The 13,170-nt window shown below is 67.9% G+C and carries 13 protein-coding genes and 1 pseudogene; 6 read left to right on the top strand and 8 right to left on the bottom strand.

Going from position 1 to position 13,170, the window contains the following annotated elements:
* The 6 genes from GJ693_RS08955 to GJ693_RS08930 form a co-directional block, all read left to right on the top strand.
* Positions 1-661, top strand: a 661-nt coding sequence (locus GJ693_RS08955; protein WP_197042076.1) for an amino acid permease, incomplete at its 5' end; no start/stop codon positions are given.
* Positions 658-1,524 (top strand): class A beta-lactamase, encoded by an 867-nt coding sequence (bla, locus tag GJ693_RS08950; protein WP_156255965.1) that lies wholly within the window; start codon positions 658-660, stop codon positions 1,522-1,524. The genes GJ693_RS08955 and bla, both read left to right, overlap by 4 nt.
* Positions 1,525-1,642: 118 nt before the next feature.
* Positions 1,643-2,764: a phosphoserine transaminase gene (locus tag GJ693_RS08945; protein WP_156255964.1), complete on the top strand. Its 1,122-nt coding sequence runs from the start codon at positions 1,643-1,645 to the stop codon at positions 2,762-2,764.
* A gap of 129 nt (positions 2,765-2,893) precedes the next feature.
* Positions 2,894-4,474, top strand: coding sequence for a phosphoglycerate dehydrogenase (gene serA, locus GJ693_RS08940; RefSeq protein ID WP_156255963.1), 1,581 nt, complete (start codon positions 2,894-2,896; stop codon positions 4,472-4,474).
* A gap of 75 nt (positions 4,475-4,549) precedes the next feature.
* Positions 4,550-5,647 (top strand): ATP phosphoribosyltransferase regulatory subunit, encoded by a 1,098-nt coding sequence (locus tag GJ693_RS08935; protein WP_156255962.1) that lies wholly within the window; start codon positions 4,550-4,552, stop codon positions 5,645-5,647.
* Positions 5,644-6,534 carry a 50S ribosomal protein L11 methyltransferase gene (locus GJ693_RS08930; RefSeq protein WP_156255961.1) on the top strand — a complete coding sequence of 297 codons (891 nt, stop codon included), beginning with the start codon at positions 5,644-5,646 and terminating at the stop codon, positions 6,532-6,534. Before GJ693_RS08935 ends, GJ693_RS08930 begins: the two co-directional genes overlap by 4 nt.
* A gap of 31 nt (positions 6,535-6,565) precedes the next feature.
* On the opposite strand, the gene GJ693_RS08925 is transcribed toward GJ693_RS08930, so the two are convergent.
* From GJ693_RS08925 to GJ693_RS16845, 8 genes and pseudogenes are all read right to left on the bottom strand, one after another.
* On the bottom strand, positions 6,566-6,715 hold the full coding sequence (locus GJ693_RS08925) for a hypothetical protein (RefSeq protein WP_156255960.1): 150 nt from the start codon (positions 6,713-6,715) through the stop codon (positions 6,566-6,568).
* 141 nt (positions 6,716-6,856) lie between these two features.
* Positions 6,857-7,060, bottom strand: a complete 204-nt coding sequence (locus GJ693_RS08920) for a hypothetical protein (protein ID WP_156255959.1) — start codon at positions 7,058-7,060, stop codon at positions 6,857-6,859.
* Positions 7,061-7,188: 128 nt separating this feature from the next.
* Positions 7,189-9,255, bottom strand: a complete 2,067-nt coding sequence (ligA, locus tag GJ693_RS08915) for an NAD-dependent DNA ligase LigA (RefSeq protein ID WP_156255958.1) — start codon at positions 9,253-9,255, stop codon at positions 7,189-7,191.
* 41 nt (positions 9,256-9,296) lie between these two features.
* Complete coding sequence (locus GJ693_RS08910) at positions 9,297-9,935, bottom strand: hypothetical protein (RefSeq protein ID WP_156255957.1); 639 nt, start codon at positions 9,933-9,935, stop codon at positions 9,297-9,299.
* A gap of 91 nt (positions 9,936-10,026) precedes the next feature.
* On the bottom strand, positions 10,027-10,728 hold the full coding sequence (locus GJ693_RS17480) for a PEPxxWA-CTERM sorting domain-containing protein (RefSeq protein WP_235902761.1): 702 nt from the start codon (positions 10,726-10,728) through the stop codon (positions 10,027-10,029).
* Between the two features lie 105 nt (positions 10,729-10,833).
* Positions 10,834-11,241 carry a DoxX family protein gene (locus tag GJ693_RS08900; protein WP_156255956.1) on the bottom strand — a complete coding sequence of 136 codons (408 nt, stop codon included), beginning with the start codon at positions 11,239-11,241 and terminating at the stop codon, positions 10,834-10,836.
* A complete protein-coding gene (locus GJ693_RS08895) occupies positions 11,231-12,526 on the bottom strand; it encodes a serine hydrolase domain-containing protein (RefSeq protein WP_156255955.1) in 1,296 nt (431 codons plus the stop codon). The genes GJ693_RS08900 and GJ693_RS08895 overlap by 11 nt, the downstream gene beginning before the upstream one ends.
* Positions 12,527-12,528: 2 nt before the next feature.
* Positions 12,529-13,170: pseudogene (locus GJ693_RS16845) on the bottom strand (DNA repair protein RecN); the annotation flags it as partial.

Raw genomic sequence — 13,170 nt, 5'->3', positions numbered from 1 at the left:
GGTGGCGCAGGCCGGGCTGGTCTCGGCGCTGGTGATCGCGCTGCCGATGCTGCTGCTGGTGCCGGCGCTGGCCACCGCGCCCCGGCTGTTTGCCGCCGAAACCCCGATCGCGGCCTTTCTTGAAGCGCAGGCCAGCCCGGCGGTGGCGCAGGCCGTCTCGGCCGGCGTCATCGCGGCCGTGTTCAACGCCATGGTCGCCACCATCATGGCCTTCTCGCGGCTGGTGCTCGGCATGGGCCGCGATGGCGTGCTGCCCGGCGGCCTCGGTCGGCTGGCGGCGCAGGTTTCCAGCCGCTTTCGCGCGCCCTGGGGCGCCACCCTGCTGGTCACGCTCGCCTCCGCCGCCGCCATCGGCCTGGGGGAACGCTGGCTGCTGATCCTCACCTCCGGCAATGTCGCCGATTATGTGCTGATCGCGCTCGCCCTCATCCTCGCCCGCCGCCGCGGCGAGCCGACCGCCTGGGCGGCGCCCCTGCATCCGGCGCTGCCGATCCTGGCCCTGCTCGTCACCCTGTGGGCGGCGCAAAGCTTCTGGGCCGATGTGGAAACCGGCCGCCCTTCGCTCATCCTAATCACCGGCGCCTTCCTGCTGGCCTGGGCCGCCTGGCACGCGCGCCGGCTTGGCGGCAGCGCCCCCACCCTCACCCTGGAGTCCGAATGATCGACCGTCGCACCCTCGTCGCCGGCCTGCCGCTGCTCGCCGCAGCCCCCGTTTTGGCCGCGCCCGACCGCTTTGCCCCGCTGCGCCGCGCCATTCCGTTGATCGAGCGCAGCGCCGGCGGCCCCATCGGCATCGCGTTGCTCGACACCAGCAGCGGCGCCCGCTTCAGCCATCGTGCCCAGCAACGCTTCCCGCTGTGCTCCACCTTCAAGCTGCTGCTCGCGGCGCGCCTGCTGCACGGCGCCGACCGCAAGCTGTGGTCGATGACAGACCGTCTGCCGATCAGGCGGGAAGACATGCTGTTCAACGCGCCCTTCACCGAAAAGCGCATCGGCGGCACCGCTTCGTTGCTGGAACTGGCCGAAGCCATGACCGTGCTGTCTGACAATCCGGCCGCCAACCTTGGCCTCGCCCATGTCGGCGGCCCGGCGGCGTTGACCCGCTGGCTCGGGGCCATTGGTGACAGCGTCACCCGGCTCGACCGCAACGAGCCCGAGATGAACAACGAAACCCCCGGCGACCCGCGTGACACCACCACGCCGGCGGCGATGCTTGCCACCTGTCGCACCCTGGTGACTGGCCGCATCCTGTCACCCGCGGCCCGCGCCCAGCTGTTCGCCTGGATGCAGGCCAGCAAGACGGCCGACACCATGATCCGCGCCGCGCTGCCACAAGGCTGGCAGGAAGCCAACAAGACCGGCGCCGGCAGCTGGCACGCCCGCAACATCGTGTCGGTGATCACCCCGCCGGGGCGCAAGCCAATCTGGGTGGCGGCCTATCTGTTCGCAGCGCGATCCGAACTGGCCGAACGCAATCGCCAGTTCGTGCCGCTCGGCCGGGCCATCGTCGAGTCGCTGGGCTGAGCGGCGCAGACTGCTCCACGGTAAATCCGAAACCGCTTGACCGGCGCGGGCAAATCCCTATCCCCGGCGGCGGGCCACGCCGTCCCAACGCGGCGCGCGCTCTCTGTGAGGAGAGAACATGACTGCCAAACCTGCCGCGCTTCCCGCGCGCCCGCACTTTTCGTCCGGTCCCTGCGCCAAGCGCCCTGGATGGACAGCCACCAGCCTCAAGACCGACAGCCTGGGCCGTTCGCACCGTTCCAAGCTGGGCAAGGCGCGGCTGCAATATGCCATCGACCTGACCCGCAAGCTGCTCGGCATCCCCGACACGCACCGCATCGGCATCGTGCCGGCCAGCGACACCGGCGCCTATGAAATGGCGATGTGGACGATGCTGGGCGCCCGCCCGGTGACCGCCATCGCCTGGGAAAGTTTCGGTGAAGGCTGGGTCACCGATGCCGCCAAGCAGCTGAAGCTCAACCCCACCGTCATCACCGCGCCCTATGGCGAACTGCCCGATCTGGCCGCTGTGGACTTCACCAACGACGTGTTGTTCACCGCCAACGGCACCACGTCGGGCGTGCGCGTCCCCAACTATGATTGGGTGCCGGCCAATCGCGAGGGCCTGACCTTCGCCGACGCCACCTCCGCCGTGTTCGCGCAGGATGTCGATTGGGCCAAGGTCGATGTGCTGACCTACTCGTGGCAGAAGGTGCTGGGCGGCGAAGGCGGCCACGGCATGCTGATCCTTGGCCCCCGCGCCGTGGAACGGCTCGAAAGCCACACCCCGGCCTGGCCGCTGCCCAAGATCTTCCGCCTCGTCTCCAAGGGCAAGCTGACCGAAGGCATCTTCGTCGGCGAGACCATCAACACGCCCTCCATGCTGGCGGTCGAGGATTATATCGACGCACTGGAATGGGCCGACAGCCTCGGCGGCCTCGCGGCCCTCAAGGCCCGCGCCGACGCCAATGCCGCCGCGCTCGATGCCTGGGTGCAGTCGCACCCGTGGGTCGAACATCTCGCCAAGGATGCTGCTTCGCGCTCCAACACGTCGGTCTGCCTCGTCCTGCCCGGCCTCGCCGAGGACAAGGTGAAGGCGATCGTGTCGCTCCTCGAAAAGGAGAAGGCCGCCTACGACATTGGCGCTTATCGCGACGCCCCTCCCGGCCTGCGCATCTGGTGCGGCGCCACCGTCGACACCGCCGACATCGTGGCGCTGACGCACTGGCTCGACTGGGCCCATGCCGAAGTGAACGCCTGAACCACTCCCCTCCCGCTTGCGGGAGGGGTCGAGGGTGGGATCTCCCGCCAGCGCCGCCTGCCGCAGTGATGACATTCCCACCCCCAGCCCCTCCCGCACGCGGGAGGGGAGCCAAGAAGGGAAATACCCATGCCCAAAGTCCTCATTTCCGACCAGATGTCCCCCAAGGCCGCCGAGATCTTCCGCGCCCGCGGCATCGAGGTGGACGAAATCACCGGCCTGTCCAAGGACGAGCTGATCAAGATCATCGGCAATTACGACGGCCTCGCCATCCGCTCCTCGACCAAGGTCACCAAGGAGGTGCTCGCCGCCGCCACCAACCTGAAGGCGGTCGGCCGCGCCGGCATTGGCGTCGACAATGTCGACATCCCGGCCGCCTCGGCGCTCGGCGTCGTCGTCATGAACACGCCGTTCGGCAACTCGATCACCACTGCCGAACACGCCATCGCGCTGATGTTCGCGCTGGCCCGTCAGCTGCCCGAAGCCGATGCCTCCACCCAGGCCGGCAAGTGGGAAAAGAACCGCTTCATGGGCGTCGAAGTGACGGCCAAGACGCTGGGTCTGATCGGCGCCGGCAATATCGGCAGCATCGTTGCCGATCGCGCGCTGGGCCTGAAGATGAAGGTGATCGCCTTTGATCCCTTCCTGACCCCGGAACGCGCCGAGCATATGGGCGTGACCAAGGTGACGCTGGACGAACTGCTGGCGGGCGCCGATTTCATCAGCCTGCACACGCCCCTGACCGACAGCACCCGCAACATCCTGAGCCGCGAGAACCTGCTCAAGTGCAAGCCGGGCGTGCGCATCATCAACTGCGCCCGCGGCGGCCTGATTGACGAGGTGGCGCTGAAGGAACTGCTCGACAGCGGCCATATCGCCGGTGCCGCGCTCGACGTGTTCCTCGAAGAGCCGGCGAAATCCTCGCCGCTGTTCGGCACGCCCAATTTCGTCTCGACGCCGCACCTTGGCGCCTCGACCGACGAAGCCCAGGTCAATGTTGCCATCCAGGTCGCCGAGCAGCTCAGCGACTTCCTGCTCACCGGCGGCGTCACCAACGCGCTCAACATGCCGTCGCTGTCGGCCGAGGAAGCGCCGCGCCTCAAGCCCTACATGGCGTTGGCCGAACGGCTGGGCAGCCTGGTCGGCCAGCTCGACAATGAAGGCATCAAGTCGGTGCGCGTCGAAGTGGAAGGCGCAGCGGCCCAGCTCAACCTGAAGCCGATCACGGCGGCGGTGCTTGCCGGCCTGATGCGCACCCACAGCGACACGGTGAACATGGTCAACGCGCCCTATCTGGCGCGCGAACGCGAGATCGACATCGCGGAGGTGCGCCACGACCGCGAGACCGATTATCACACGCTGTTGCGCGTGACGGTAACGACGGCCAGCGGCCCGCGCACCGTGGCCGGCACCCTGTTCGGCAACGGCAAGCCGCGCCTGACCGAGATTTTCGGCATCACCGTCGAAGCCGATCTGGCCGGCGACATGCTCTACATCGTCAACGAGGACAAGCCGGGCTTCATCGGCCGGCTGGGGACGACGCTGGGCGGCTCTGATGTCAACATCGGCACCTTCCACCTTGGCCGCCGCGATGCCGGCGGCGAGGCGGTGCTGCTGCTTTCGGTGGACAATGCCATCCCCGACGCGCTGCTCACCACCATCCGCGCCCTGCCCGGCGTGAAGGTGGCCAGCGCACTGCGGTTTGCGTGACCCGGAGGCGGCAAGGCGGCCTGGACTCGTCCTTCCGCCTTGCCGCCCTCCCCGCTTGCCGCTAACCCGCTGGCCATGACGAGTTTCGGCCTCCTCCCCGAAGGTTTGCGCGATCGCCTGCCGCCGCAGGCGCAAGCGCTGGCCAGCCTGGTGCGCACATTGACCGACGTGTGCGCAGCCCATGGCTATGAACGGGTGGCGCCGCCGCTGGTGGAATATGAGGCGAGCCTGGCCAGCGGCAGCAGCCGCGAGCGCCTGCGCTTCACCGATCCGGTCAGCCAGATGACGCTGGCCCTGCGCTCCGACATCACCGGGCAGGTTGGCCGAATTGCAGTGACCCGGCTGGCCCGGCAGGCGCGGCCGGTGCGGCTGATGTATGCCGGCCCGGTGCTGCGTGTGCGCGGGGACCAGCTGTCGCCCGAACGCGAACGCACGCAGGCCGGCGCCGAACTGATCGGCAGCGACAGCCCCGCCGCTGCGGCCGAAGTGCTGGCGGTCGCCATCGAGGCGCTGACCGCCACCGGGCTGGCCGGCCTGTCCGTCGATCTCACCATGCCGACTCTGGTCGCCGATCTTGCCGCGGCTGGCTGGCCGCTGGGCAGCGCCAGCCTGGCACAGGTCCAGGCCTGGCTGGACGGCAAGGATGTCGGCACGTTGCGGGCGGCGGGGGCCGACCGGTTCGTGCCACTGATTGCCGCTGCCGGCCCGGTGCCCGCCGCGCTGGCCGCCTTGCGGCAGCTAGACCTGCCCGATCTGGTACTGGGCCGGCTCGACGCGATTGCCGGCCTGGCCGATGGGCTGGCGGGGGTGAGCGTCACGCTCGACCCCACCGAGCGCCATGGCTTTGAGTATCAGACCTGGCTGGGATTTTCGCTGTTCGGCGCCGGGATGATGGCCGAAGTCGGCCGCGGCGGCGCCTACACGGTGGCGCACGCTGACGGTCGCCAGGAGGCCGCGATCGGCTTCTCGCTCTATGTCGACGGGCTGGTCGATCTGGGCCTGGGCCAGGAAAGCCGGACGCGCGTGCTGCTGCCATTGGGCACCCCAGCCGCCATTGGCGCCGAATTGCGCCAGCAAGGCTGGATCACGGTGGCGGCGCTGGATGCCGGTGCGGATGCGAAGGCGCTGGGCTGCAGCCATGTCTGGGTCGACGGGGCGGCACGGCCAGCATGAGTTGGGCGCTCAGTTTCGGGGTGAACCGCGCCGAGGCGGAAACCCTGCCCGACCTGTTCGAGCTGATGGACGAGCCGCCGACGCTGAATGTCGAAGAGCCCGATCCGGCCCGGCCCGATGACTGGGTGCTGACCGCCTATTTCGCCGACCAGCCTGACGACGCGACCGTGGCGCGGATCGTTGCCCTGTTCCCATCGGCCAGCGGCGTAACGCTGGCGGAACTGGCGGAGCAGGACTGGACCACGCTGTCGCAGCGCGACCTCAAGCCGGTGCGGGCCGGGCGCTTCATCGTGCACACCGCCGATCACGCCGATGCCGTGCGCATGGGGGACTGGCCCCTGCGCATCGAGGCCGGCCTGGCGTTCGGCACCGGCCAGCATGCCACCACGCACGGCTGCCTGGCGGCGATCGAGCGGCTGAGAAAGTATCGTGATTTCAGGAATATCGCCGATATCGGCACCGGCACCGGCGTGCTCGCCATGGCGGCGGCTCAGGCCCACCGCAACGCGCGGGTGATTGCCAGCGACATCGATCTGATCGCCATCGACGTGGCGGCGGAAAATCTGGCGCTCAACCATTTTGCCGCAGGTACATGCGCTGGGCGCATTGCTCTGGCGGTCGCGCCGGGGCTTTCGGCGCCGGCGCTGCATGATCGCGCGCCCTATGATCTGGTACTGGCCAACATATTGGCGCCGCCGCTGATCGCGCTGGCGCGGGACCTGTCAGCGGTCATCGCGCCCGGCGGCGTGCTGGTGATGGCGGGTCTCCTCCACCACCAGCAACGCGCCGTCGCCAATGCCTATCGTCGCCACGGGCTGGTGCCGGCGTGGCCGATCAATCGCAGGGCGGAATGGCCCTGCCTAGTACTGACCAGAAAGCGGGTTTGAAAAAGAACGGCTTGCGCCTGTTCGACGCGCCTTACAGCGCGTGGAACAGACGGGCTTCGACCACGGCCGGGGTCAGGACGACACGGCGGCGGCGGATCGGAAGCGGGCGGACCGGGGCCAGAACTTCGGCAACCGGAACAGCGCGCACCTGCGGTTCATATTCAGTCGAGACGACCTTCATGGGAGCGCTCCTGTTGATGAGCCGGGCCAATTCCCGGCTGACAGGAGCTGTATTACGCGCTTCACACGCGATGGTGCAGTGCAGAAGAATCGGCATCAGCCATGCAACTGGCGCATGGATTACAATCAATCAGGACTCAGATCACGGCAGCTTCGGCGCCGGATGCTCCACAACCTCTTCGATATGGCTGGGAATATGCGGCACCGCCGGCGCCGGCACCGTGCCGTGCAGGGCATGGAACGGCCGGGCATCGGCCGGCACTGGCGTCAGCTCGACGTGAAAGCTCGGCGTGGCCGGCTGCACAGCCTTGTCGTCGGCGCCGGTCGGGGGGGATGGCGATTTCATGGTCACGCTCCTGTCTCATCAGTGGGGCGAACCCCAACCGCCGGGAGCCAGTGCGCGTGCGTCTCACCATTTCTGCAGCGCGGCAGACTCGACGACAGCGCGCAAATTATAGCACGGCGGCCGCCGCCTCAGCCATCGGGTTGTGCGGCTGCCACCAGCGCCAGCCAGCCATCCTCGTCCAGCACCGACACGCCCAGGCCTTGCGCCTTGGCCAGCTTCGATCCCGCCCCCGGCCCCGCCACCAGGTAACTGGTCTTGGCCGATACGCTGCCCGACGTTTTGGCGCCGAGCAATTCGGCCTGGGCCTCGGCCTCCTCGCGGGTGAATTTTTCCAATGCGCCGGTAAACACCACGGTCTTGCCAGACAGCCCGGTCTGCCGGATCTCCGGCAGCGGCTGCGGCGTCACTTCGGCCAGCAGTTCGGCCAGCGTCGCCTGGTTGTGCGGCTCGGCAAAGAAATCGATCAGCGCTTCGGCCACCACCCCGCCGATGCCATTCACCGCGGTCAGCCGGTTCACCGCATCGTCGGCCCGCGCCGCCGCTTCCACCGCCTCGGCCGAACGAAAGGCCCGCGCCAGATCGCGCGCCGTCACCTCGCCGACATGGCGGATGCCAAGCGCGAACAGGAAGCGATCAAGGCTGACCGTGCGCCGTTCCGCGATAGCAGCCAGCAGCTTGTCGACGCTCTTCTCCTTGAAACCCGGCAGCGCCAGCAATGCATCGCGCTTCTCGTGCAGTCGGAACAGCGACACCGGCCCCTCGATCAGGCCCTCTGCGGCAAACAGCTCGAGCCGTTCCGTTCCCAACCCTTCGATATCGAAGGCGTTGCGGCTGACGAAATGGCGGAGCCGCTCGTGCCGCTGCGCCGGGCAGGTCAACCCGCCGGTGCAGCGCCGCACCGCACCATCCTCCTCGCGCACCGCGGTCGATCCACACGCCGGGCAATGATCGGGGAAGACGAAGGGTGCCCCACGCGGCGCGCCTGACGGCACCACGCCCAACACCTGCGGGATCACGTCGCCAGCGCGCTGCACCCGCACCCGATCGCCCACCCGCACGTCCAGCCGGGCAATCTCGTCTTCATTGTGCAATGTCGCATTGGTGACGACCACGCCACCCACCGTCACCGGCGCCAGCCGCGCCACCGGCGTCAGCGCACCGGTGCGGCCCACCTGGATGTCGATGGCCTCCAGCAGCGTCTCAGCCTTCTCGGCCGGGAACTTGTGCGCCACCGCCCAGCGCGGGGAGCGCGCCACCTGGCCCAGCCGCTCCTGCCAGTCCAGCCGCTCCACCTTGTAGACGACGCCATCGATATCGAACGGCAGATCGGCGCGGCGGCGCTCCAGATCCGCGGTGAAGTCAAGGCATTGCTCCATCGTCGCATCGCCCACCGCCAGGCTGCCCGTGTCGAAACCCCAACCGGCAATCGCGGCTGTCACGTCACTTTGCGTCGCACCCGGCATTTCGCTCATCTCGCCCCAGCCGTGGACGATGAAGGCCAGCGGCCGGCTGGCGCTGATCGCCGGATCGAGCTGGCGCAGCGAACCGGCAGCCGCATTGCGCGGATTGGCGAAGATCTTGGCCCCGGCCTGCGCCTGCCGCTCGTTGAGCGCAGCAAAGCCCGCCTTGGACATGTAGATTTCGCCGCGCACCTCGGCCACCGCTGGCGCATCCGCCGGCAATTGGTGGGCAAGGCCCGTCACCTTGGCGAGATTGGCCGTCACCTCCTCCCCCACCGCGCCATCACCGCGCGTCGCGCCGTGCACCAGCCGGCCATTTTCGAACCGCAGCGCACAGCTCAGCCCATCGATCTTGGCTTCGGCGCGCAGCCGCACGTCGGCATCGTCGGCAAGGTTCAGGAAGCGCCGCACGCGGGCCACGAACTCGCGGGCCTCGTCATCACTGAACACATTGTCCAGGCTCAGCATCGGCCTCGAATGGGTGATCTTGGCAAAGCCGGCGGCGGGTTTTGATCCCACCCGGAAGCTTGGCGAATCGCTGCGCACCAGATGCGGAAAGGCGGCTTCGATGGCGGCGTTGCGCTGCACCAGCGCATCATACTCCGCATCCGAAATCTGCGGCGCGTCCTTTTGGTAATAGGCCTCGCCATGGTGGGCGATGGCCGCGGCCAGCCGGGCCAGTTCGGCGGCGGCCTCGTCGTCGGAAAGCGCGGAAATCGGTGTGTCGGCAGTCATGCCTGCAGATGTATCAGGGCGCCCGCCGGCTGCAAACCGCCTCAGGCGCGCCTGTCTGCCCGGTCCACCAGCAGCGCCACCGCAATCGCCACGCCATAGCCGAACAGCGCCAGCATCCCCATGTCGGCCGGCGATGGCGGATCGCCCGGAATGGCGTTGACCACGGCCAGCGCCAGCATGGCGACATACCAGCCGGTGGCCGGACGCGCGCCCAGCCGTGCCTGCTTGCGGCGGGCGATCCACAGGCACATGGCAAGGCCGAGCAGGCCCATCTCCACGATCATTTCGAGCACCGGCAGGTTCCACAAGCCCAGGCCGACCTTGGGGTTAAACAGTCCGAGCGGCAGATCAGGCCGATGCACCAGGAGATCGGCCAGCCAGTGCGAGAAAACGACAGCGCCGATCCACCAGCCGATCCGACCCCACAACCGCACCGCAAGCAGGCCCGCCAGCAACGACCACAGCAGCGCCATCGGCAGGCTGTGGGTGTAAGGCATGAAATAGAGATCGAGCGGCGAGCCGGGCAGCGCCGGGTTCAGCCGCAGCTTCTCGATGCCGGCGATGACCAGGCTGCCCCAGCCGATATCGAGCAATTGCGCTGCCCCGACGCAGGCCCAGAAGGGCAGCCTGGGCTGGGCCACCTTGGCCGCCACTGAAGCGGCAAAATGCCCGACAAACATGCGCTTGCTCCCCTGCCCGCCCGGTTTCACGCATGACTATGGCCGCTGCCGCGGCAAGCGGCAACGGCCATGGTGGCACGTTGGGCAGGGATCAGGCGGCGACGACGGCCTTGCGGCGCCGGCGCGACGCGGCGCCAACCAGGCCGAAGCCGGCCAGCAGCAGGGCCCAGCTGGCCGGTTCCGGCACGCCGCCCAGGATGCTGGTCTGCGAGAAGTTGATATTGTCCACGCCGAAATCATTGCCGCCATATTCGGTGCTGGCATTGATCAGGCGCAACGTCACCGCCGAGCCGGACAGCGAGGTGTAGCTGTTGGAAAAACCCTGCCATAGGCCGGCAATATTGCTGGTGGTGAAGGTGTTGAGCGTCGTCACCACATTATCCTGCACCGCCTGGAAGGTGATGGTGGAGGGGGTGTTGGCGCCGCCATAATTGGCGTTGCAGCACACATTCACGGCAAAGGCTTCGAAGAAATATTTGCTGCCGGCGGTCACGCCGCCCACTGTCTGTTCCCACAATAGGGTAGGCGTGGTGGCGCCATTGACGATCAGATATTTGCCCGAACCGCCCTGGCCCGGCACGCTGGCCCACAGATTATGATAATCATTGGCATTGCTGCCAACGGTGTAGACGCCCTCGGGATACATCGAGGTGCCGTTGGTCAGCGCCGCGTTCACATAGCCATAGCTGGAACTGAAACCGCTGTTGCCGGCTTCGAAGTCGCCATTGACGACGAGATTGGAGGCAGCGGCCGGCATCGCCAGCAACGCCGCAGCAAACAGAAAACCACGCATGACTTACCCCTGTGACACAACAAACACAGGAGGGCGTTAGCACTTTGGCAGGATTTCAGCAATATAGCTTTCTCAAGCGTTAACCATTTATTGCCAGAATGGCCTTCAGCCCGAGCGGCGGAACGGCCAGTCGGTGATGCCGCCAGCCCACAGCGCCCACCAGACGATCACCGGCTGGGCCAGCAGCCGCGGGCCGTGATAGCCCCAGCCGAGCACCTGACCACCGATGGCGATGCCTTCGGCCGCATGCTTGATGTTGGCCGGGAACACGCACACGGCATAGGCCGCCAGGCCCCAGGCCGCCGCCCGGCGCAGGCGTGGGACCAGCAGGCCAATGGCGCCGGCGATTTCGGCAGCGCCCGTGGCCAGCACGACTTCGCGCGGCCAGGTCACCCACGCCGGCACGATCGGCAGAAAGCCTGCGGGGCTTTTCAGGTGGATGACGCCGACCGTGAAATAGGCCAGCGCCAGCACGAGGCGGGCGATTCTTCGACCTGTGGATTCAACGTCCATCCGCATCCCGGGCCAGGGCCTGGCTCATGTCCGGCTCGAACGGGAAACGGCCATAGGGCATGAACTGCAGCATCGCCACCATGGCGAACTGGCGCACGCGATCGACCACGAACAGCGTGTTGGCCGCCCCGCTCCAGCCATAGAGCAGCGCCGGCGTGCCACTGGGGCCGGCGGCGCCGCGCTGGCGGGTGTCGAACAGGGTGAGCCGGCCACCGGCGCCGAAGCCGTTGCGGCCTTCGAAGAACACGCCGGGCGGCAACAGGTTGGACAGCGCCAATTCGGCGGTGCCGTGCGGCACGATGCGCTTGCCGCCGAACTCGCCTTCGTTCAGCACCATCTGGGCAAAGCGGGCATAATCCCGGGCCGAACTGACAATGCCGCCACCGCCCGACAGCAGCCGCGGCCGCGCAGTAAAGCCATCCTTTTCCAGCGGCATCACCGGCGTCGGCTTGTCGAGCGGCGCGCCAGTGGCCGGATTGGCCCAGAAATAATTGCCGGCAAAGCGCGCCGGGTCTTTCGCCCAGAAGCCGGTGGACGCCATGCCGAGCGGGCCGAACAGCTGGCGATCATAGACCTGGTCCAGCGTGGTGCCCACCAGCCGTTCCAGCAAGGCGCCGGCGACATCAAGGCCGACCGAATATTTCCACGCCGTGCCGGGCTCGAGCGCCAGCGGCAGGCCGGCGAGGAAGCCAGCCATTGCCTGCAGATCGGGCAGCGCGCCTTCGCCCGGCTGCAGGAAGCCCGGCACACTGCCCGGCTGGATGCCCAGCCTTTTATACTCGCGCTCCAACGGGCCATTGGGGTTAATGGCATAGGTCAAACCGGCGGTGTGGGTGAGCAGGTGGCGCACGGTGATCGGCCGCGCCGCCGGCCGCGATTCCAGGCCCTTTGCAGGATCGACCAGCACCTGCATCGCCTTGAATTCGGGCAGGATGTCGGAAATCGGCTGATCCAGCGCCAGCTCGCCGGTGGCAACACGCTGCATCACGGCCCAGGCGGTGATCGGCTTTGACATCGAATAGACGCGCCACAGCGTGTCCGGCGACACCGTCGCCCCGCCGCCAAACTGGCTTACCCCGGCCGAAAGAAACACTGGCCGGTGCCGGCCTGGCTCCATCAGCGCCACGATGGCACCGGGGACATGGCCCTTGGCCACATAGGAATCGATCAGCGACTTGACCGCATCATGCCTCAGCTCGGCCTTGCGCGGCATCATCTGCGCGGCGGCCGGGCCCGCGGCGGCGGCTACCAGGGCGCCCATCAGGCTGCGACGGTTCAGTTCCATGGTCAGGCTCCTTCCAGCAGGCGCAGGGCCTGGGCACGGGCTTCGGGGGTAACATCGGCGCCCGACAACATGCGCGCAATCTCTTCCTGCCGGGCGGCCCCGGTCAAGGTGCTGAGCGCGGTGCGGGTGCTGCCGCCATCGACGCTCTTCTCGATGCGCCACTGGCTGTGGCCGCGCGCCGCCACCTGCGGACTGTGGGTGACGACCAGCACCTGGGCCTCGCTGGCCAGCCGCGCCAGCCGCTCGCCGATGGCCGAGGCGACCGCACCGCCAACGCCGCGATCAATCTCGTCAAAAATCATGGTGCCGGCGCTGCCCGTGCTGGCCAGCGCCACCTTCAGCGCCAGGATGAAGCGCGACAATTCCCCGCCCGAAGCGATCTTGATCAGCGGGGCGAAATCAGCGCCGGGGTTGGTGGCGATCTCATACTCCACCCGCTCCTGCCCCTCTGGCCCCCATTCGCTTTCGGGCAGCGGCGTGATGCGGGTGCGGAAACGGGCGGAATCCAGCTTCAGCGGCTTGAGTTCACCGGCCACGGCGGCATCCAGGCGGGCGGCGGCGGCGGCCCTCGCCTGGCCCAGGGCGGCGGCAGCGCGGGCATAATCGGCCTCGGCGGCCCTCACGGCGGCTTCCAGGGCGACGAG

The sequence above is a fragment of the Sandarakinorhabdus oryzae genome (assembly GCF_009733735.1).
GTDB lineage: Bacteria > Pseudomonadota > Alphaproteobacteria > Sphingomonadales > Sphingomonadaceae > Sandarakinorhabdus > Sandarakinorhabdus oryzae.
This window is presented reverse-complemented; position numbering and strand designations above follow the sequence as displayed.